Origin of the sequence: Mucilaginibacter aquariorum, assembly GCF_024498135.1 — a bacterium.
Lineage (GTDB): Bacteria > Bacteroidota > Bacteroidia > Sphingobacteriales > Sphingobacteriaceae > Mucilaginibacter > Mucilaginibacter aquariorum.
The window spans coordinates 2,189,762-2,207,521 of the sequence record NZ_JANHOH010000001.1; the positions used below are offsets into that span (position 1 = coordinate 2,189,762).

General features: G+C 43.1%; 20 protein-coding genes. 14 read left to right on the top strand and 6 right to left on the bottom strand.

What is annotated here, in order from left to right:
• Nucleotides 1-14 precede the first annotated feature (14 nt).
• The 7 genes from rlmH (at nucleotide 15) to NPE20_RS09500 (ending at nucleotide 3,732) form a co-directional block, all read left to right on the top strand.
• The gene (gene rlmH / locus NPE20_RS09470; protein ID WP_256538375.1) at nucleotides 15-488 is read left to right on the top strand and encodes a 23S rRNA (pseudouridine(1915)-N(3))-methyltransferase RlmH; all 474 of its coding nucleotides are present in this window, start codon (nucleotides 15-17) and stop codon (nucleotides 486-488) included.
• 5 nt (nucleotides 489-493) lie between these two features.
• Nucleotides 494-649, top strand: coding sequence for a hypothetical protein (locus NPE20_RS09475; protein ID WP_256538376.1), 156 nt, complete (start codon nucleotides 494-496; stop codon nucleotides 647-649).
• Nucleotides 650-669: 20 nt separating this feature from the next.
• Entirely contained in the window at nucleotides 670-1,065 is a 396-nt protein-coding gene (locus NPE20_RS09480) for a hypothetical protein (RefSeq protein WP_256538377.1), read from the top strand.
• A gap of 180 nt (nucleotides 1,066-1,245) precedes the next feature.
• The gene (locus NPE20_RS09485; RefSeq protein ID WP_256538378.1) at nucleotides 1,246-2,160 is read left to right on the top strand and encodes a cation diffusion facilitator family transporter; all 915 of its coding nucleotides are present in this window, start codon (nucleotides 1,246-1,248) and stop codon (nucleotides 2,158-2,160) included.
• An 11-nt stretch (nucleotides 2,161-2,171) separates the two neighbouring features.
• Nucleotides 2,172-2,420 carry a hypothetical protein gene (locus tag NPE20_RS09490; protein WP_256538379.1) on the top strand — a complete coding sequence of 83 codons (249 nt, stop codon included), beginning with the start codon at nucleotides 2,172-2,174 and terminating at the stop codon, nucleotides 2,418-2,420.
• Nucleotides 2,398-2,820 carry a Dabb family protein gene (locus NPE20_RS09495; protein WP_256538380.1) on the top strand — a complete coding sequence of 141 codons (423 nt, stop codon included), beginning with the start codon at nucleotides 2,398-2,400 and terminating at the stop codon, nucleotides 2,818-2,820. The genes NPE20_RS09490 and NPE20_RS09495 overlap by 23 nt, the downstream gene beginning before the upstream one ends.
• A gap of 186 nt (nucleotides 2,821-3,006) precedes the next feature.
• Nucleotides 3,007-3,732: a hypothetical protein gene (locus tag NPE20_RS09500; protein WP_256538381.1), complete on the top strand. Its 726-nt coding sequence runs from the start codon at nucleotides 3,007-3,009 to the stop codon at nucleotides 3,730-3,732.
• A gap of 56 nt (nucleotides 3,733-3,788) precedes the next feature.
• Here NPE20_RS09500 and NPE20_RS09505 read toward each other — a convergent pair whose 3' ends face one another.
• Nucleotides 3,789-4,286: a DUF5606 family protein gene (locus NPE20_RS09505; protein WP_256538382.1), complete on the bottom strand. Its 498-nt coding sequence runs from the start codon at nucleotides 4,284-4,286 to the stop codon at nucleotides 3,789-3,791.
• A 3-nt stretch (nucleotides 4,287-4,289) separates the two neighbouring features.
• Complete coding sequence (locus NPE20_RS09510; protein WP_256538383.1) at nucleotides 4,290-4,727, bottom strand: peptidylprolyl isomerase; 438 nt, start codon at nucleotides 4,725-4,727, stop codon at nucleotides 4,290-4,292.
• 379 nt (nucleotides 4,728-5,106) lie between these two features.
• Here NPE20_RS09510 and NPE20_RS09515 point away from each other — a divergent pair, with 379 nt between their 5' ends.
• The gene (locus NPE20_RS09515; RefSeq protein WP_256538384.1) at nucleotides 5,107-6,285 is read left to right on the top strand and encodes an asparagine synthetase B; all 1,179 of its coding nucleotides are present in this window, start codon (nucleotides 5,107-5,109) and stop codon (nucleotides 6,283-6,285) included.
• An 86-nt stretch (nucleotides 6,286-6,371) separates the two neighbouring features.
• Here the strand turns inward: NPE20_RS09515 and NPE20_RS09520 are convergent, their stop codons facing one another.
• Genes NPE20_RS09520 through lpxK form a run of 3 tightly spaced genes read right to left on the bottom strand, consistent with a single transcriptional unit; the run spans nucleotide 6,372 to nucleotide 10,319 of the window.
• The gene (locus tag NPE20_RS09520; protein WP_256538385.1) at nucleotides 6,372-8,477 is read right to left on the bottom strand and encodes a putative porin; all 2,106 of its coding nucleotides are present in this window, start codon (nucleotides 8,475-8,477) and stop codon (nucleotides 6,372-6,374) included.
• Nucleotides 8,477-9,292, bottom strand: a complete 816-nt coding sequence (locus NPE20_RS09525) for a purine-nucleoside phosphorylase (RefSeq protein ID WP_256538386.1) — start codon at nucleotides 9,290-9,292, stop codon at nucleotides 8,477-8,479. Before NPE20_RS09525 ends, NPE20_RS09520 begins: the two co-directional genes overlap by 1 nt.
• Nucleotides 9,264-10,319 carry a tetraacyldisaccharide 4'-kinase gene (gene lpxK / locus NPE20_RS09530; protein WP_256538387.1) on the bottom strand — a complete coding sequence of 352 codons (1,056 nt, stop codon included), beginning with the start codon at nucleotides 10,317-10,319 and terminating at the stop codon, nucleotides 9,264-9,266. Before lpxK ends, NPE20_RS09525 begins: the two co-directional genes overlap by 29 nt.
• Nucleotides 10,320-10,489: 170 nt before the next feature.
• Between lpxK and NPE20_RS09535 the strand changes: the two genes are divergently transcribed.
• Nucleotides 10,490-11,398, top strand: coding sequence for a serine hydrolase (locus NPE20_RS09535; protein WP_256538388.1), 909 nt, complete (start codon nucleotides 10,490-10,492; stop codon nucleotides 11,396-11,398).
• Here NPE20_RS09535 and NPE20_RS09540 read toward each other — a convergent pair whose 3' ends face one another.
• On the bottom strand, nucleotides 11,399-11,887 hold the full coding sequence (locus NPE20_RS09540) for a VOC family protein (RefSeq protein ID WP_256538389.1): 489 nt from the start codon (nucleotides 11,885-11,887) through the stop codon (nucleotides 11,399-11,401). It lies immediately after the preceding gene.
• Nucleotides 11,888-12,011: 124 nt separating this feature from the next.
• Between NPE20_RS09540 and yihA the strand changes: the two genes are divergently transcribed.
• From yihA to NPE20_RS09565, 5 genes are all read left to right on the top strand, one after another.
• Nucleotides 12,012-12,644: a ribosome biogenesis GTP-binding protein YihA/YsxC gene (gene yihA, locus NPE20_RS09545; protein WP_256538390.1), complete on the top strand. Its 633-nt coding sequence runs from the start codon at nucleotides 12,012-12,014 to the stop codon at nucleotides 12,642-12,644.
• 51 nt (nucleotides 12,645-12,695) lie between these two features.
• Nucleotides 12,696-13,550, top strand: a complete 855-nt coding sequence (locus tag NPE20_RS09550; protein WP_256538391.1) for a UbiA-like polyprenyltransferase — start codon at nucleotides 12,696-12,698, stop codon at nucleotides 13,548-13,550.
• Nucleotides 13,538-14,149 (top strand): Crp/Fnr family transcriptional regulator, encoded by a 612-nt coding sequence (locus tag NPE20_RS09555; protein WP_256538392.1) that lies wholly within the window; start codon nucleotides 13,538-13,540, stop codon nucleotides 14,147-14,149. The genes NPE20_RS09550 and NPE20_RS09555 overlap by 13 nt, the downstream gene beginning before the upstream one ends.
• Before the next feature lie 746 nt (nucleotides 14,150-14,895).
• Nucleotides 14,896-15,825 carry an NAD-dependent epimerase/dehydratase family protein gene (locus NPE20_RS09560; RefSeq protein WP_256538393.1) on the top strand — a complete coding sequence of 310 codons (930 nt, stop codon included), beginning with the start codon at nucleotides 14,896-14,898 and terminating at the stop codon, nucleotides 15,823-15,825.
• 192 nt (nucleotides 15,826-16,017) lie between these two features.
• Nucleotides 16,018-17,718, top strand: coding sequence for a M3 family oligoendopeptidase (locus NPE20_RS09565; RefSeq protein WP_256538394.1), 1,701 nt, complete (start codon nucleotides 16,018-16,020; stop codon nucleotides 17,716-17,718).
• The last annotated feature ends 42 nt before the right edge of the window (nucleotides 17,719-17,760 follow it).

Genomic DNA, 17,760 nt, shown 5'->3' on the forward strand with positions numbered 1-17,760 from the left:
AGTTACAAGCTTAAATGAAAATTACGTTTATTACCGTTGGCAAAACCGAGGATGCCTATTTAAAAGATGGCATTGAAAAATATGTAAAGCGCCTAAAGCACTATACCAAGCTGGAAATGGTGGATCTCCCCGAGTTAAAAAACACCAAAGCCCTAACCGAAGACCAGCAAAAAGCCAAAGAAGCCGAGCTGATCCTCAAAAAAATAACGGTGCAGGACCACGTAATACTGCTCGACGAAAACGGTATGGAGTTTACTTCGGTACAGTTTGCCAATTACATCAATAAGCGTTCGGTATCGTCATCAGCTAACCTCATTTTTGTTGTTGGCGGCCCCTACGGGTTCGACCAATCTGTTTATCAGCGTGCCAACGATAAAATATCCTTAAGCCGCATGACCTTTTCGCACCAAATGGTACGCCTGTTTTTTGTAGAGCAATTATACCGGGCGTACAGCATTATTAAAGGCGAACCGTATCATCACCAATAGCCCAGATGTGCAGATTTCAGATGTGCAAATATGCAAATGAGGATGATGGCGTTGCCTACGGCCCGGGCTTTGCGCTCATACGCGCACAGGCTTTAGGCGCAAGGCCGGTATCCGCTCCTATCCCTAACGCAGAAGTACTTTTTTGTCATGCTGAACGATAGTGAAGCATCTAATCGCCGACATGCAAATCGGATATGCAAAGTTCGCTAATAGATCCTTCGCTATCGCTCAGGATGACAAGTTAAAAAGAGATGACGGTGATTTACAGGATTCTTTCTTTTCTTCCCCGTCGGCAAAGCAGCTTCGGGCGAAAGCGGGCAGAACATGGTGGGCTTGTGCGTGGCAGGGGCATAGGAAATTTTGCAGAAGCGAGGGGCAGGAGCGAGCGAAGTGGGGCAAAAGATTCCAGCCCGTGGTTCTGCCCGGTTTGCAGGGCAAAGGCCCTGTGCGGCAAAGAAGCCTTTTTGCCGACTTGATTTTTTGTTACTTTTTGATCAAGCAATACGGCGAAGCCCTCTTGAGTACCTTAAAAAAACAAACAACAACGAAAAACGTAAAAGCCTTCCGCGGCGAATGAGCGGGCCAATGTTTAGCGCACACTTAGCATAAGAAATGCCGAAATAAATTCGACATGATGGTTAACTTACGTTTCTCATCATAAATGACAATACTATAGAGAGATTTGCCCACCCCTTCATTCCCAATAATGTAATTTATTTGCACATTTGCATATCTGCATATTTGCAGATTAATTAATATGCACAGTCACGACCACTCCCATCATCACCACGATCATGCCCCAAAGATAGACCATCTGAACAGTGCCTTTATATGGGGTATAGTGCTCAACTCTGCTTTTGTTATTATTGAAGTGATAGCCGGGTTGATCAGCGGATCGTTATCCTTACTAACCGATGCCGGGCATAACCTGAGCGATGTTGCCTCTTTAGCACTCGCCTTACTGGCCTTTAAACTGGCCAAGGCAAAATCAAATAAAGATTATACTTACGGTTATAAACGTTCAACCATTATCGTGTCGTTTTTTAACGCCATGATATTGATTGTAGCGGTGGGCTTTATTGTTTACGAAGCCATAATGCGTTTTATGCACCCCGAGCCTATTGCCGGTGGTACGGTTGCCTGGGTGGCATTCGCGGGTATTGCCATTAACGGGTTTACAGCATGGCTATTTGTTAAAGATAAAGACAGCGACCTTAACGTAAAAGGCGCTTATCTGCATATGGCGGTTGATGCCATTGTATCGTTGGGCGTGGTAATATCGGGTATCATCATTTACTTTACGCATTTGGTATGGATAGACAGCGCAGTAAGTATCATCATAGGTATAGTAATATTAACCGGCACCTGGAACTTGCTTAAAGATAGCCTGCGACTGGAGATGGACGGCGTACCAAAAGAGATGGACCTTAAAAAAATAAAGGCCGAACTGATGAAAGCTGATGGCGTGGTAGATATTCACCACATGCACGTTTGGGCCCTAAGCACTACCGAAAATGCCCTTACTGCCCACCTTGTTGTAAAGCCCGAAAACATCGCCCAGTTTGATGATATTAAACATGATCTGCGGCACCGGCTGGAACATTTGTCCATCAGCCACAGCACTTTTGAGCCCGAATTTAGCAATGAGAAATGTGAGCAGCCGGATTGTTAGATAAATTAACCATGAAAGGGAAAATTGCTTTTTTAGTTCTATTAATTTTAGCTGTTACAGCATTTATTCATTATTTCCTGTTAGTTACAAAACCACTTTGTGAGCCTTGTTTAAAAGGTACATACTGCCCTCCATGTGTAAATCCAAATCAAAAATCAATTATTGTAGTTGGTGCCATTGTTATTCTTTTAATTATTTTTAAAATTATAAAATTAGCATATAAAAGAATCAAACCCTATGAACACAACCAACCGACGTAAATTTATAGCAACCGCAGCTACCGTTGCCGCAGGCACCATGGTTGCATCGGCAATGCCATCAATCGTAAAACCTACTACTATGATAAATAGATATCCAATTGTACACCACGCGCTTTTTTGGTTAAAAAACCCCGGTTCGAAAGAAGATCGTGATAAACTGGTAGCCGGCGTAAAATCGCTTGGTAAAATAGAAACCGTAAAAGAACTGCATGTAGGCATTGTAGCCAGCACCGAAAAACGCGATGTGGTTGATAACAGCTGGGGCGTATCCGAAGTAATGTTCTTCGCAGATTTGGCCGGTCAAGCGGCGTATCAAACTCATCCCATTCACCAGGAATTCATCAAAAACCATAGCCACCTCTGGGAAAAGGTTATTGTTTATGATGCGATAGATGCGTAATCTATCACTGCCAGTGTCATGGTGAGCCTGTAGAACCATTAGCAAAGCGCATAAGTTCTCGACAAGCTCACACTGACATACATAATCAGTGATCTTGTTTTTTTATCAGGATTACTTAAAAAGTTTATCCAAACCAAACCTATTATTCAACAGTTAATAAATGCATTAACCAACACCAATAATAGTATGAAAGTTAAACATGTAGTAAAAGGCTTTTTACTGGCAGCCATTTTTATTAGCTTAAGCGTTACATCATTTTCAGTACAAGCAAAAAATGGCCTTGTTAAGCATAAAACAAACTATGCCGCTCCGGCAGTTGCCGGCTGGTATTTCAGGGCTGTTAGCGGCTACCCCGCTGCCATATCTTTTGAACCTGTAGTACTATTTAAAAATGGCGAATATTTTGAGGTGGGCGATGAACCGCTTGAGCTGCTCAATGTACAGGCATCTAAAAGCTCCCGACCGCTCGCCTGGGGCAAGTGGCGCAAAACCGGTTCAACTTTTTACCTTACAAATAACAAAGGGAAAACATACGATTACCAACTAAACTCTGGTAACTGGTTCCCGGCCTACGCTTATTCGCCCGCTATCAAACTAAAGCAAGCCTACGAAAAGGTAAGCGGCGGCGATTATGGCAACGGCACCAATGCGCTTGTCATAAAAAAATTAACCTTTGTAGATGCCACACATTTTACCGAAGGCGCAAATGGCGGCATCACAACAGCCAGTGCAAAAGCCTGGAAAAAAACCAGCAATGCAGGTACCTACCGCATATACGGCAATACTATCGAACTAACATACGGTAACAAAGTGGTAAAAAAATCATTCGCCATTGGTGCCGAGGGTTCCCCCGCGCACCCATCAAGCTCCATCATCTTTATTGGGGGCGATGCATTTACCGATACAGAATAACAAACAAAGCCCCGATAGATAACCTACCGGGGCTTTAATATTATCAGCAGAATTGCTTACGCTTTTTTAGCAGGTGCTTTTTTTGCTTTTGCTTTTGGGGCTTCGGCAACAGGCGCTTCTTCTTTTTCAGGTTCGGCAGCAGGCGCTTCATCTGCAACAGGGGCCGCAGGGGCTTCTTCGCTAAACAAAGGCATATCCTTTAGGATATGAAACCAGCTGATTATCTTTTTAATATCTGATGAATAAACTTTCTCCTCATCGTGATCGGCAGCAACGGTGTAGAAAAACTCGCGAAGTTTTTTGCCGTCATCCTTAACAGCCGGTACGCTTGCGGCATCTTTCATGCGGCCAAATACGTCGGTTAGTTTAATATCATCCTCAAGTCCGAAAATGGTTATCTCGTTCAAGGCGGCCAATTTAGCGGTAGATAAGTTTGCTATCAGTTTAGTTTTTTGCGCATCAAGGCTTTCTAAAACATAACCGGTTTTGTTTTGCGCAAGTGCACGCCATAAACCCGGTTTGCCCGATACCGCAACAATTCCCTGTAAATTCATATATTATTCTTCTATTATCTCTATTCCTAAAATTTTATCGCCCTGGCGTATATCATCAACCACGTCAACATTTTCAACAACCTTACCAAATACGGTATGATTACGGTCTAAATGCGCGGTATTATCGCGGCTGTGGCAGATAAAAAATTGTGAGCTACCTGTGTTACGGCCCGCATGTGCCATTGAAAGTACACCACGATCGTGGTATTGGTTTTCGCCGGTTAGTTCGCAGTCGATACGTGTACCGGAACCACCTGCACCTGTACCTGTTGGATCGCCACCTTGTACCACAAAATTAGGGATAACACGGTGAAACGTTACGTTATCGTAAAAACCTGTTTTAGCCAAGTTTAAAAAGTTAGCTACAGTATTAGGTGCATCTTTATCGTAAAATTGAACGGTCATGTCACCTTTTTCGGTTTTAATAATTGCTTTGCTCATTGTTTTAATTTTTAAACAGGTGGCAAAGGTAATAAATTGAGGCGAAAGGGGAAAGTGGTGATTAGAGATTGGTGGTTAGATGTTTGTCACTTTTATAATATAGAGTGTAGGGTATTCAACGTTCCTCACGTTTTTAACCTTTTGGGCATTGCCTTCGGTCGGGCTGTATGCTCATATTGCACAGGCCTTAACCACAGGCCGGTATCCGCGGCCATCCCTAACGCAAAAATATCATATGGCTATTTGTTGCGATATAATACCATTTCCAATTAATCGTTACATTTGGTAGCATCCAATGAATATTTTAAAAAGACACCTTTTAGTTTTTATACTTCTGCTTCTACCTCTCCTCACAAGAGCAGCATCGATTCTCATCCCCATGGATGACGAACAGAAGGACCATCTAAAATCATACGGCATTGCTTTTTGGACATTGAAGAACGGTGAAACGGTAGACTGGCTGCTCAACTATCGTGGCGGTAGCTTTATGATGAAGTACGATAAAAAGCTGGAGGATGAGTGCAAGATCCGTGGGGTTAGCTATCAGGTTTTGCCCGATGCCAAGGTAAACGAAATAATTAATGAGGTAAGCGATCCTTCTGTTAATATGGATATTGTTAAACTGGAGAAGGCGCCTAAAATGGCAGTGTATTCGCCCAAAAATAAACTACCCTGGGATGATGCCGTTACCCTGGTTTTAAAATATGCCGAGATCCCTTATGATGTTATTTACGATGAGGAAGTGATACGTGGCGACCTGCCAAAATACGATTGGCTGCACATGCACCACGAGGATTTTACAGGGCAGTTCAGCAAATTTTACGCTTACCGTTATACGCAATGGTATATTGATGATGTAAAAGGCCAGCAAGCTATGGCCACTAAATTGGGCTTTAAAAAAGTTTCGCAAATGAAACTGGCGGTGGCGCAGCACATTCGCGATTTTTGCGCCGGGGGCGGTTTCCTGTTTGCTATGTGCAGCGGTACCGATACCTTTGATATTGCCCTGGCAGCTTCCAATACCGATATTGTAGAAAGCATGTTTGATGGTGACCCTGCCGACCCGGATGCGCAATCAAAACTTGACTTTACACAAACTTTCGCTTTTCAGAATTTCACGCTTGATCAAAACCCAACATCGCACCAGTTTAGCAATATTGATGTTACGCCGGTGCGGCAGGTAGAACGCAGCCGCGACTTTTTCACCCTGTTTGATTTCTCGGCTAAGTGGGATGTGGTGCCCAGTATGCTTACACAAGATCATGATAAAGTGATAAAAGGGTTTATGGGCCTTACAACCGCTTATAACAAAAGCAAGTTAAAGCCCGGTGTTACCATAATGGGCGAAATGAAAACCGCCAACGAAGCCCGCTATATACACGGCGAATTTGGCAAAGGCCAATGGACTTTTTATGGCGGCCATGACCCGGAAGATTACCAGCACGCCGTAGGCGACCCGCCAACCGATCTTAAGCTGCACCCCAACTCGCCCGGGTACAGGTTAATATTAAACAATGTATTATTCCCGGCAGCTAAAAAGAAGAAACAGAAAACGTAAGTCTTGTTTCGAAAGAGGTGCGGAGAGCGGGGTGTTAAGAGGTGTGCAAATTCCGCACCTCACTCCTCACACCGGCAATTTTAGAATTAATTATAGAACGTCCACGCTACACCAAACTTTATCATTTTATCCATTTGCGGGTATCGGTTTACGGTGTAGAAACCATTGCTAAAAAGCCCCTGGTTTACATAATCGTACTGAATAAAAAGATTGGTACGCTGCAAGGTAGCTTTAAAAAATACAGTTGCTATAGGGTATGAAGTAAAGGTAACATCGGGGCCGTTGTAAAACTGACCCAACCCCACCGCGTACGATGGCGCCAGATATGCGGTATTATAACGCACACTAAACCCAAACTGCGAGTTTAACACATCAAATAAGGTTGCACCATAATACAAGCTGCTATAGGTATAAACCTCGGGCGTACGCAAAAGATTGGCGTTATCTGTTTTTTGGTAAACCACATAATTATCAAAATGCAACTTACGCCATTGCAGGTTTTTACCCAGGCTTACCTTAAGCAAATTTATTGATGGGTTATATTGTTTTGGCGTAGCATCAATACCCCCCGGTTGGGCGGCGAAATACAGGTAATCAGTTATCAGGAAGTATTCGGCTTTCAGGTCAACCTGCAACAGATCGTTTATATAATTAAAAGATAGGTTGGTGGTTTTTTGATTGCTAAAACTATTGTTAAAGATATAATGGTTTGATACCCAGTTGGTATATACCAGCCCCGGCGAACTGCTTTGCAGGTAAGCCCCTAAAATGATCTTGCCTGCTTTTTTGCCGCCTGCAAGGGTAAGTTTGGCATCGTACAGCAAATCGCCAAAATTGCGGCCCTGCACTATTTGCCGTATATCAGCATCCAGTATTATCCTGTCGCTAAATTTATAGCCAAGCCTGGCCTTTAAGGTAATATTCTGAAAAGTTTCGCCCTGCACTTTAGATGGCCGCATAGCTTTCTGGCCAAACTCGTTTATAAGGGTATCGGATACAAACTGGCTCGTTTTATAAAAGTCATGTATCAGCCCCAGATCAAGCTTAAGCTCGTTCTTCACCATTTTTAACGATTTCCCTCTCAGGTAAAAGCTGTACGAAAATTCGTTCTGCAGGTGTAAAACATTCAGTGAATCCCTTGACCGGCCGGCGCTGAAATAGTAATCGGGGAATACTCTATAATTATCTAAACCGTTTTGCAAATAATTGTATTTACGCTGGTTATAATAAAATGTATAAGCCACGCGCTGGGTAGGCAGTACGTTATTATTGCCAGCCTTACCTTTGTTAAGGCTATCTATATGGCCGATGTAATAAAACTGTTTAACGTAAAGCCCTGTACTTTTCCAGTTAGTAAAACTGCCCGGCAGGCGCACGGGCTCACCCGTTTTATCAAAAGATGAGAACCTGCTTTTAAAGATAGTATCCTTTAAAATAGACCCCGTTTCGGGCGCTTTAAGATTATTAAATAACACATTAGCCAACAAGTTATAACGCTTATTAACACTATGATACCAGGTGAATACCCCTGCCGTAAAATCACTTACATTTTGGCCCAATATGCCGTTAGTACTGTAATACCCTCTTGACCCGTTAAAATTTAGCATGAAGCCAACATTCCAGTTGGGTTTAATATTTTGCGTGTGCAGGGTTTTAAAAAGCTGCTCTTTAGAACCGCCAAGGGAGCTAAATAAGGATAATAGCGTATATGGTGCCCGTGCATTAAAATAATTTATATCCTGCGGGTTTATCATGTATGCATCCAGCGCATGCAGGCCCTCATCAAATCCAATTGTTTTACGGGGATTAAATAACAGGTCGCGCTGCGAAACACCGGGATAACCCAAACTTATTTTAGGGTTACGGGGCTGATTAAGCGGACTATAATTTTCAAAATTCACCAAACCGGTATCCAGGGGGAATAATTGAATACTATCGGCAAGTAAGCGTTCGCTGGTAACCTTTATAAACTTTGATGTAAATACTATCGAGTCTTTTTTATTTTCTTCGCGCTTACGTATCGAATCTATATTTTGCGATTCGCCCCTTCTTACATTCTTAGATGTATCGCGCGAATAAACAGGCTCTCTTGAATTTTGCCCCGGGTAACCGGGATTTCTTATTTGCGCAAAAACGCCCTGCACCGATGCGCAGATCAATAAAATAAGTAAATATTTAAGCTTATTCGCCATTAAAGCCCTGCTATTAATTCTTTAAGTATCACGGTTAATTTTGGTTCGGCTTCTCTTGCCACTGCCAATATTTCTTCAAGGGATACGGGTTTTAAAACTTCCAGGAAACCTTCGTCAGTAATTACCGATATGGCAAATACAGGCAAGCCCATATGGTTGGCTACAATCACTTCGGGCGCGGTGCTCATACCTACAATATCACCACCTATTATGCGCAGATATTTGTATTCGGCACGTGTTTCCAAATTTGGGCCGGTAACCGCAACATAAACTCCTTTGTGGCAGGTAATATTGTTTGCTTTCGCGATAGCAAGTCCTTTTTCTATCAGGTCGTGTCTGTATGGTTCGCTCATGTCCGGAAAACGCGGACCAAGCTCAGCATCGTTACGGCCAACAAGCGGGTTCATGGGCTGAAGATTGATGTGATCTTCAATGATCATCAGGTCGCCCTTTTTAAAATCGGGATTAAGCGAGCCGCTGGCGTTTGATACAAAAAGTGTTTTTATACCCAGCATTTTCATTACCCTAACCGGGAAAGTGATCTGCTGCATGGTATAGCCTTCGTAATAGTGCAAACGCCCCTGCATGGCAATTACTTTTTTACCGCCCAGTGTTCCAAATATCAATTTACCGGAATGAAACTCCAGCGTAGACATAGGAAAATCAGGAATGTTAGAGTACATTAATTGTTTTTCAACCTCAATCTCGTTAACTAAAGCACCAAGGCCGGTGCCTAATATTATACCTGCTTCGGGCTCAAAATCGCCGATGCGTTTTTTTATATAATCAGTTGTGTTCTGTATACTCTCTAACATAGTTTGTTACTAATTTATCAAATTCCTGCTGCCCGTTATTTAAAAAATTAACACCTATTGGCAGTACCCAAACAGGTAGCTGCGCAATGGCAGGTAACAGTTCATGTACCCCTAAACGCTGCGCATCCTTTTCTGTTGTGATAATAACTTTTTTTTGTGATTTACAGGCAGAAAATTCACCGGCAAGTTTAGCGATATTTTTTAAGCTAAATTGATGATGATCGGGATAATTATGGTGGTTAATATTTGATGTTGATTGCCCGATATGCTGCACCAGCGGTTTCGGATTAGCGATACCCGTAAGCAAAAAAACAGTGGTATCAGCGTCTATATTAAAATCAACCGGTTTGCCCTGCAGATCTTGCAATGGCTGGTACGCTATTGCGCTAAAAAATAAGGGTTGCCAGTTTAATGGTGCTATCAGCTCATAACATGTTGTCATTTGCGCTTCTGATAAATTATCCGGGCACTTGGTAACCACCATTACATCAGCCCTCCACCTGCCGCTAAAAGGCTCGCGCAGGTTACCTGCAGGCAATAATAATTTTGGCTGTTGCAGATGATTATAATCGAACAACAAAACACTTAAACCAGGCTTTACCGCACGGTGCTGAAAGGCATCATCCAGCAAAATAAGGTTATGGTCTTTTTTAAGCTGCATAATGCCTTCTACCCTTTCCTCGCAAACGGCAACCGTAACATCGGGAAATTTATGCTTAAACTGGGATGGTTCATCGCCAATTTGGGTGGCTGTGTTTATCCTATCAGCCAAAAAAAACCCTTTTGTTTGGCGCCCGTATCCGCGGCTAAGCGTGGCTAACTTGTATTGCCCCTTTAACAACCGAATAAGGTATTCGGTCATGGGGCTTTTGCCTGCACCGCCAACTTCAAGGTTACCTACGCATATAACCGGCAAATCAAACTCGCGGCTTTTAAACAGGCCCGCATCGTAAAACCAATTACGGATGATAACCACCAAACCATACAGCAACGAAAACGGAAATAAAAGCCAGCGCAGGTATTTCATATTAGGTGGTAAAGATAGGAAAAGAGATGTTTAATAAAGCGTCATTGCGAGGTACGAAGCAATCTCTGAATTTGCAAATTCGATATACCCATCGAGAGATTGCTTCGTACCTCGCAATGACGCGCGGGTTAACAGAAAAGTTCATAACTTTATTCACAAATTCATCATATATGAAATACATCCTATCGTTCACTTTTTTTCTCACCACCCTAACCACCTTTGCCCAAACCGATCAAAAGCTAACCGCGCAGCTGCAAAACTTGACTAAAGATTTTAACGGGCAAACAGGCATCTACATGCAGAATTTAAAAACAGGCAAAACGGTAGCTATTAATGCCGATACTCTGTTCCCTACCGCCAGCATGATAAAAGTGAGCATTTTAAGCGGACTAATGGATAAGATAGAAAAGGGCGAAATGCAGTACAATCAAAAATTGGTTTATCGCGACTCATTGCTGTACGCCGGCGTTGATATTTTAGGTTCGTTTAAGGATAAGGATACCATACAGCTTAGCAAAGTTGCCCTGTTAATGATAACCATGAGCGATAACACAGCAAGCACCTGGCTGCAAAAACTGGTGGGTGGCGATTACATAAATAATTGGCTGGAAGCAAATGGCTTTAAAGCTATGCGGGTAAACTCGCGCATCCCGGCACGCAGGCCAATTTGGGAAATATATGGTTGGGGCGTTACCACACCGCGCGAAATGTGTCGCCTGTTTACTATGATAAGGGATGGCAAAGTGGTGAGCCCCGCCGCAAGTGAGCGCATGTACCGTATGCTTAATCGTATTTACTGGGATAACACGGCCCTATCGCAGATACCACCCTATGTGCAGGCCATATCTAAGCAAGGCGCGGTTGATGCATCCCGCTCAGAAACTGTATTGGTGAATGCCCCTCATGGCGATTATGTATTCTCCATAATCACAAAAAACAATAAAGACCAGCGATGGACGGCTGATAACGAGGCCAACCTACTTATCAAAAAGGTATCGGCCCTGCTATGGCATTATTTTGAACCCGGCAGCAAATGGCAACCCGCCGCCGGTGTAGATAAGTATATGCTTAACGAATAATTACTTCAACAAAGCCAATAATCCCTGCAAATCCAGTTGGCGGGTGTACATGGTGAGGTTGCCATGCTCGTCGGTGGGCCATTTATCACGGGGCTTGTCCCAGTAAAGTTCCACTCCGTTCTGGTCGGGGTCATTCAGGTAAATGGCTTCAGATACACCATGATCTGCAGCGCCGGTGATATTGTATTTTGCATCTATGAGACGTTGTAAAATTTCGGCAAGGTCTTTACGTTCGGGGTATAAAATTGCAGTATGATAAAGGCCCGGTGCATATTCTGGTGCCGGCGAAGCGCCTTTGCTGTGCCATGTGTTTAAACCAATATGATGGTGATACCCACCTGCCGATATAAACGCAGCCTGATCGCCATACATGGTCATCAGTTCAAAGCCCAGCAGGTCGCAATAAAACGCCATTGACTTTTGCAAATCGCTCACTTTTAAATGTACGTGGCCTATTCGGGTTTGGGCAGGTATTTTGTAATCGCTCATGATTATTGCTTTATATTATGTATAAGTTACAACTTGGTGCTGTTTATTCTGTTAGCGCAATGTCAATATACATGTTTAAACATTAATTATAATCAGGCAATAAATAAAACCTTACCTTTGCGGTATGATCATAAAATCTGCCGACTTTATTTGCAGCAATACGCAGGTATCAAAACTACCACCGCCAACAAGGCCGGAATACGCTTTTATTGGCCGAAGCAACGTTGGTAAATCCTCACTGATAAACATGCTGGTTCAAAAAAAGGGATTGGCAAAAACATCGCAAACACCGGGTAAAACACAGCTTATCAATCACTTTTTGGTGAACGAAACCTGGTACATTGTAGATTTACCGGGCTACGGGTATGCCCGTGCATCAAAAAGCAAAAAAGCCGATTGGAATAAATTTATCCAAACCTACCTTGATAAGCGCGAAAGCCTGCAATGTGTAATGGTTTTGATAGATAGCCGCTTAGAGCCTCAAAAAATAGATCTTGAATTTTGCAGCTGGCTTGGCGAAAAAGGCCTTCCTTTTGTACTGGTATTTACCAAAGCCGATAAACAATCAAACTTAAAAACAGATCAAAACATAGCCAAGTTCCGCAAAGCTATGCTGGCATTTTTTGAAGAAGCGCCACAGCATTTTGTAACATCATCTGAGTTGCATACCGGCCGTGATGAAATTCTTGGTTTTATTGGCAACATCAACAATAGTTTTGAGATACCCGAGTTTGACGAGGAAAGATATAGTAAGTAAATTTGCAGGGGAGCACACCCCTAACCCTCTCAAGAGGGAATTATATATAAGATGAAAAAATATTTATCATTAGTAACCTTTACGCATACCATTTTTGCCATGCCATTTGCCTTTATCGGCTTCTTTTTGGCAGTTACCACTACCGATCATAAATTTGAGTGGCAAAAATTGGTCATGATGTTGCTTTGTATGGTATTTGCACGCAACTCTGCCATGGCGTTTAACCGCTACCTGGATAGGAACATCGACGCTAAAAACCCACGCACCAAACAGCGCGATATCCCGGCAGGAAGAATTAGTCCGGCCGCCGCTTTAACTTTTACTTTGGTAAACTGTGGTTTATTTATTTTGGTTACCTGGTTTATTAACCCGTTGTGCTTTTACCTATCGCCGATAGCTTTATTGGTAGTATTAGGTTACAGCGCAACTAAAAGGTTTACCGCCCTTTGCCATATGGTTTTAGGCTTAGGCCTGTCGCTTGCCCCTATCGGCGCGTATTTGGTAGTTACCGGTGCATTCGCTTTAACACCTGTTTTCTTCTCCCTATCTGTATTGTGCTGGGTTAGTGGTTTTGATATCATCTATGCCCTGCAGGATGAAGATTTTGACCGTGACCAAAAGCTACACTCTATCCCGGCATGGCTGGGTAAGGTTAATGCCTTAAGGCTCTCAACTGCGCTGCACGTATTTTCGGCATTTTTTATATTAATGCCTGTATTTTATACCAACGTTGGGGTACTTTACTATATCGGTATCGCATTCTTTTGCGCCATGCTTATTTACCAGCATACGCTTGTAAAACCAAACGATTTGAGCCGGGTAACATTCGCGTTCATGACCACCAATGGTATTGCCAGCGTAGTTTTTGCAGCCTTCTTTTTAATGGATAGGGTATGGATGCGCTAACATCGGCACAGTTGAAACAGTTTCGTGAGCAAATTACGCCTTACGTTACGTTCAACGAGGCCGAGTGGATCGTATTCATTCAACATTTATCTGTAGCATCCTACAAAAAGAAACAACACTTTGCCGAAGCAGGCAGTATTTGCAAACATTTTGGCTTCGTGCTTAGTGGTTCGGTGCGTTACTATCATATTATTGCCGGCAACGATGTTACCGGCTACTTCAGCTTCGAGAACGAGTTTGTAAGTTCTTACAAAAGCTTTTTAACCGGTGAGCCCAGCATCAACTACATACAAGCACTGGAACCAACCACCATTATCCTTATCAGCAAAAAAAACATGGATGCCATGTTGGCGAACCCTATGCTGGCCTATAAAATGGAGCGCTTTGGCCGGCTGGTAGCCGAGCATTACCTGATCTGCTACGAAGGCCGAATAACCTCCTTCATCACCCAAACACCCGAAGAACGCTACCTCAAACTCCTGCAAACCGGCCGTGATGTATTGCAGCGCATGCCTCAGCATTATGTTGCCAACTTTTTAGGTATAACACCAGTTTCATTATCAAGGATCAGGAAGAGGATACTGGTTGATCATAAGTAAAAAGGCAAAAACGACATGTCCCATTTTTTCAATGGCTTTATAGCTGTTTTTAATACAAAAAATAAATCCACTTGTACTTTTTTATGATTTTCTCCTCCATATATCTAATGGCTTTAAAACTCTTTTAAAGCACAATTGCCTATTAATCAAATATTTACAAGAAATTAAATTATTTACAGTAATTATACTTTAATACGCAGTTGGGGGGTCAGTTGGGCGGGCATTACTATTATGAGTATTAGTACAAAAGCTTTGCCTATTCTAATAGGATGCTGATTTTTTAAAAACAGGGCGAATATTTTTGGTACATCTCGTTTTGTTTTTTAGTACATCTCGTTTTTACGATCTTAAAAGCCGGTCGTTTTATTTATATGAACAAGTTTTTGACTTTTTAATTTTCAATTTTACTTAACATGGGCGTTGCCTTTGGCCCGGGCTATGCACTCATACGCGCACAGGCATTAGGCGCAAGGCCGGTATCCGTTCCTATCCCTAACGCAGGCGACTCACCCGGTCTTTGCTTCGCTCGACCACCCTCTCTCCGCAAGCGGAAAGAGGGTCAAAATCTTTCTCTACACCCTCTTTGCGAAGCAGAGAGGGTCGACCAGCGTAGCGTAGTCGGGGTGAGTAAACTTACAGCCAAATCAACTAACCTCCAATCACTAACCACTATTTTCTTATCTTAAGTTAACGTTTTCCTTTCCAATCTATGCCGACATTTGTATCATACCAAAACAGAAAACATTATGCATACTATATTAGGAGCCGGTGGCCCGGTAGCAAACGCTTTAACAAAAGAACTTTTGGATCATAACAAAACTATCCGCCTGGTAAGCCGTAGACCGGTTGATATTAAAGGCAATAACCTTAGCTGGAAAAAAGCCGACTTGCTTAATTACACCGAAGTGCAGGAAGCCGCCAAAGGTTCAACGGTAATATATCTTTGCGCCGGTTTGGTTTACGACGCTAAAATTTGGCGCGAGCAGTGGCCCGTTATTATCCGCAATGTGATAAACGTTGCCAAAGAGAATAACGCAAGGCTGATATTTTTTGATAACGTATACATGTACGGCCTGGTTAATGGCCCTATGACTGAAGAAACCCCTTATCGCCCATCAAGCGAAAAAGGGAAAGTGCGTGCGGCTATAGCCAATACCATTATGGAGGAAGTGAAAGCAGGAACTTTGAATGCTACCATAGCCCGCGCACCCGATTTTTACGGTACCAGCAGCAAGAACTCGTTTTTTGATATGATGGTACTTGATAAATATGCCCAAAAGCAAAACGCGCAATGGATGGGCGACCCAAACAAACTACATAACTTTATTTATATCCCCGATGCAGGCTGCGCCATGTATCTGCTTGGTCAATCGCCGGAGAGCGATAACCAGATCTGGCATTTGCCAACAGCACCGGTAATGACAGGGCATCAGTTTATTGAGCTCGCCGCTCGTATTTATGGTGTTAAACCAAAGTTTATGCGCATCAGGAAAGTTATGCTTTGGCTAATTGGCTTGTTTAATAAAGTAATTTCCGGCGCGGTAGAAATGTTTTATCAATCCAGCAATGACTATATTTTTAACTCAGATAAATTTGAGAAGGCTTTTAATTTTAAGCCCACATCGTACGAGGAAGGTATAAAGGAGGTGGCAAGAACGATATATAAGCCGCGGTAATCCGCAAGTCGGGAAGTCCGAAAGATGAACTCTTTTGGGCTTCTTCGTTTTTGGCATTTCCTGTCTTCCGGACTTCCCCTCTTTTCGGACTTGCAGACTTTTTCATCCCACTGTCTTTTCTACTGCAATTCTTTCCCAAATCCTAAATATTCTGCACATTTGCAAATACGCATAATCTGCACATTTACAAACATGATCCACAAAAAAACAAGAACATATATCCCTGCCGACCTCGAGATTAAATGGGAAACACTGGAACCTATCTACCAGGAACTTTTAAACCGCCCCATCAACTCTGTTGAAGAATTGGAACAATGGTTAAAGGATGGCAGCGAACTACAAGCTGCTTTGGAAGAAGATTTTGCCTGGCGCTATATCCGCATGACCTGCGATACTACCAGCGAAGAGCTGCTGCAAAGCTTCCAGTACTTTGCTACCGAAATTGAGCCAAAAACCGCGCCATATAATAACGACCTGAATAAAAAATTGGTTGAAAGCGAATATGTAAGCCAGCTAAACGAAGAAAAGTTTTTCATAATGTTGCGCGCGGTGAGAAAATCATTAGAGCTTTTCCGGGAAGAGAATATACCGCTGCAAACCGAGATACAAGTAGAGCAGCAAAAATATCAGTCGATAACCGGCGCTATGAGCGTACACATTGGCGACAAGGAATATACTTTAGAGCAGGCCTCCGTATTTTTAAAAGATACCGACCGCAGTATCCGTCAGGATGTTTGGGAGAAAATTACCGCCCGCCGCCTGCAGGACAAAACGGTGCTGGATACCTTGTTCGATCACCTGCGTGCTTTACGCCATAAGGTGGCATTGAACGCCGGTTTCGAGAACTTTAGAGATTACATGTTCCAGGCATTGGGTCGTTTTGATTATACCGCTCAGGACTGCTACGCTTTTCATGCGGCTATTGAAACCGAGATAGTGCCCATCCTGCGCGAACAGGCACATAAAAGGCAAGCTGCTTTAGGTGTGGATACGCTTAAGCCATGGGATATGGATGTGGATGTATCCGGTAAACCTGCTCTTAAACCATTTAACAGCGGCGCCGAACTGGTAGAGAAATCTATCCAGTGCTTTAGCAACATTAACCGTTACCTGGGCGAGCGTTTAGAGATAATGAAAGATAATAACCTATTTGATGTGGAAAGCCGCAAAGGCAAAGCACCGGGCGGTTATAACTATCCCCTATCTGAAACAGGCGCGCCTTTCATATTCATGAATTCGGCTAATACCTTCCGCGACCTAACTACTATGGTACACGAAGGTGGCCATGCGGTACACACCTTCCTTACCGCCGATTTGGAACTGAACGATTTTAAACATTGCCCAAGTGAAGTTGCCGAACTGGCTTCTATGTCGATGGAATTGATATCTATGGATAACTGGGATGTTTACTTTGATAACGAGGAAGATCTTAAACGCGCCAAACGCGATCAACTGTTCGATGTACTGAAAACCCTGCCATGGGTGGCCGTGGTAGACCAGTTTCAACACTGGATCTACACCAACCCTGATCATACCGATGCCGAGCGTACCGAGGCTTGGCTACAGATATACGAGCCATTTGGCGCGGGCTTTGCCGATTGGAGCGAACATCCGGAAGCTGAACAAAACCTATGGCAAAAACAGCTTCACATTTTTGAAGTGCCCTTCTATTATATTGAATACGGTATGGCTCAACTTGGGGCAATTGCCGTTTGGAAAAACTATAAGGAAAACCCGGAGAAAGGCCTGCAGCAATACCTGGACGCTTTAAAATTGGGTTACACAAAAACCATAACAGAAATTTACGAAACCGCGGGCATCAAGTTCGATTTTAGCGCAGGCTATGTGAAAGAGCTGGCCGAATTTGTAAAAGCCGAAATGGATAAAATATAACGAGTTTAAGCCTCTTCAATATGAAGAGGCTTTTTTGTAAAG

What these genes read in the sequence shown, in the direction of transcription:
- NPE20_RS09555 (WP_256538392.1), top strand. Translation starts at nt 13,538, where the DNA reads ATGGATGCGCTAACATCGGCACAGTTGAAACAGTTTCGTGAGCAAATT.
- NPE20_RS09540 (WP_256538389.1), bottom strand. Translation starts at nt 11,887, where the DNA reads ATGAGCGATTACAAAATACCTGCCCAAACCCGAATAGGCCACGTACAT.
- NPE20_RS09500 (WP_256538381.1), top strand. Translation starts at nt 3,007, where the DNA reads ATGAAAGTTAAACATGTAGTAAAAGGCTTTTTACTGGCAGCCATTTTT.
- NPE20_RS09485 (WP_256538378.1), top strand. Translation starts at nt 1,246, where the DNA reads ATGCACAGTCACGACCACTCCCATCATCACCACGATCATGCCCCAAAG.
- NPE20_RS09505 (WP_256538382.1), bottom strand. Translation starts at nt 4,286, where the DNA reads ATGAATTTACAGGGAATTGTTGCGGTATCGGGCAAACCGGGTTTATGG.
- NPE20_RS09475 (WP_256538376.1), top strand. Translation starts at nt 494, where the DNA reads ATGTGCAGATTTCAGATGTGCAAATATGCAAATGAGGATGATGGCGTT.
- NPE20_RS09565 (WP_256538394.1), top strand. Translation starts at nt 16,018, where the DNA reads ATGATCCACAAAAAAACAAGAACATATATCCCTGCCGACCTCGAGATT.
- NPE20_RS09495 (WP_256538380.1), top strand. Translation starts at nt 2,398, where the DNA reads ATGAACACAACCAACCGACGTAAATTTATAGCAACCGCAGCTACCGTT.
- rlmH (WP_256538375.1), top strand. Translation starts at nt 15, where the DNA reads ATGAAAATTACGTTTATTACCGTTGGCAAAACCGAGGATGCCTATTTA.
- NPE20_RS09550 (WP_256538391.1), top strand. Translation starts at nt 12,696, where the DNA reads ATGAAAAAATATTTATCATTAGTAACCTTTACGCATACCATTTTTGCC.
- NPE20_RS09535 (WP_256538388.1), top strand. Translation starts at nt 10,490, where the DNA reads ATGAAATACATCCTATCGTTCACTTTTTTTCTCACCACCCTAACCACC.
- NPE20_RS09490 (WP_256538379.1), top strand. Translation starts at nt 2,172, where the DNA reads ATGAAAGGGAAAATTGCTTTTTTAGTTCTATTAATTTTAGCTGTTACA.
- NPE20_RS09510 (WP_256538383.1), bottom strand. Translation starts at nt 4,727, where the DNA reads ATGAGCAAAGCAATTATTAAAACCGAAAAAGGTGACATGACCGTTCAA.
- lpxK (WP_256538387.1), bottom strand. Translation starts at nt 10,319, where the DNA reads ATGAAATACCTGCGCTGGCTTTTATTTCCGTTTTCGTTGCTGTATGGT.
- yihA (WP_256538390.1), top strand. Translation starts at nt 12,012, where the DNA reads ATGATCATAAAATCTGCCGACTTTATTTGCAGCAATACGCAGGTATCA.
- NPE20_RS09515 (WP_256538384.1), top strand. Translation starts at nt 5,107, where the DNA reads ATGGATGACGAACAGAAGGACCATCTAAAATCATACGGCATTGCTTTT.
- NPE20_RS09525 (WP_256538386.1), bottom strand. Translation starts at nt 9,292, where the DNA reads ATGTTAGAGAGTATACAGAACACAACTGATTATATAAAAAAACGCATC.
- NPE20_RS09560 (WP_256538393.1), top strand. Translation starts at nt 14,896, where the DNA reads ATGCATACTATATTAGGAGCCGGTGGCCCGGTAGCAAACGCTTTAACA.
- NPE20_RS09520 (WP_256538385.1), bottom strand. Translation starts at nt 8,477, where the DNA reads ATGGCGAATAAGCTTAAATATTTACTTATTTTATTGATCTGCGCATCG.
- NPE20_RS09480 (WP_256538377.1), top strand. Translation starts at nt 670, where the DNA reads ATGCAAATCGGATATGCAAAGTTCGCTAATAGATCCTTCGCTATCGCT.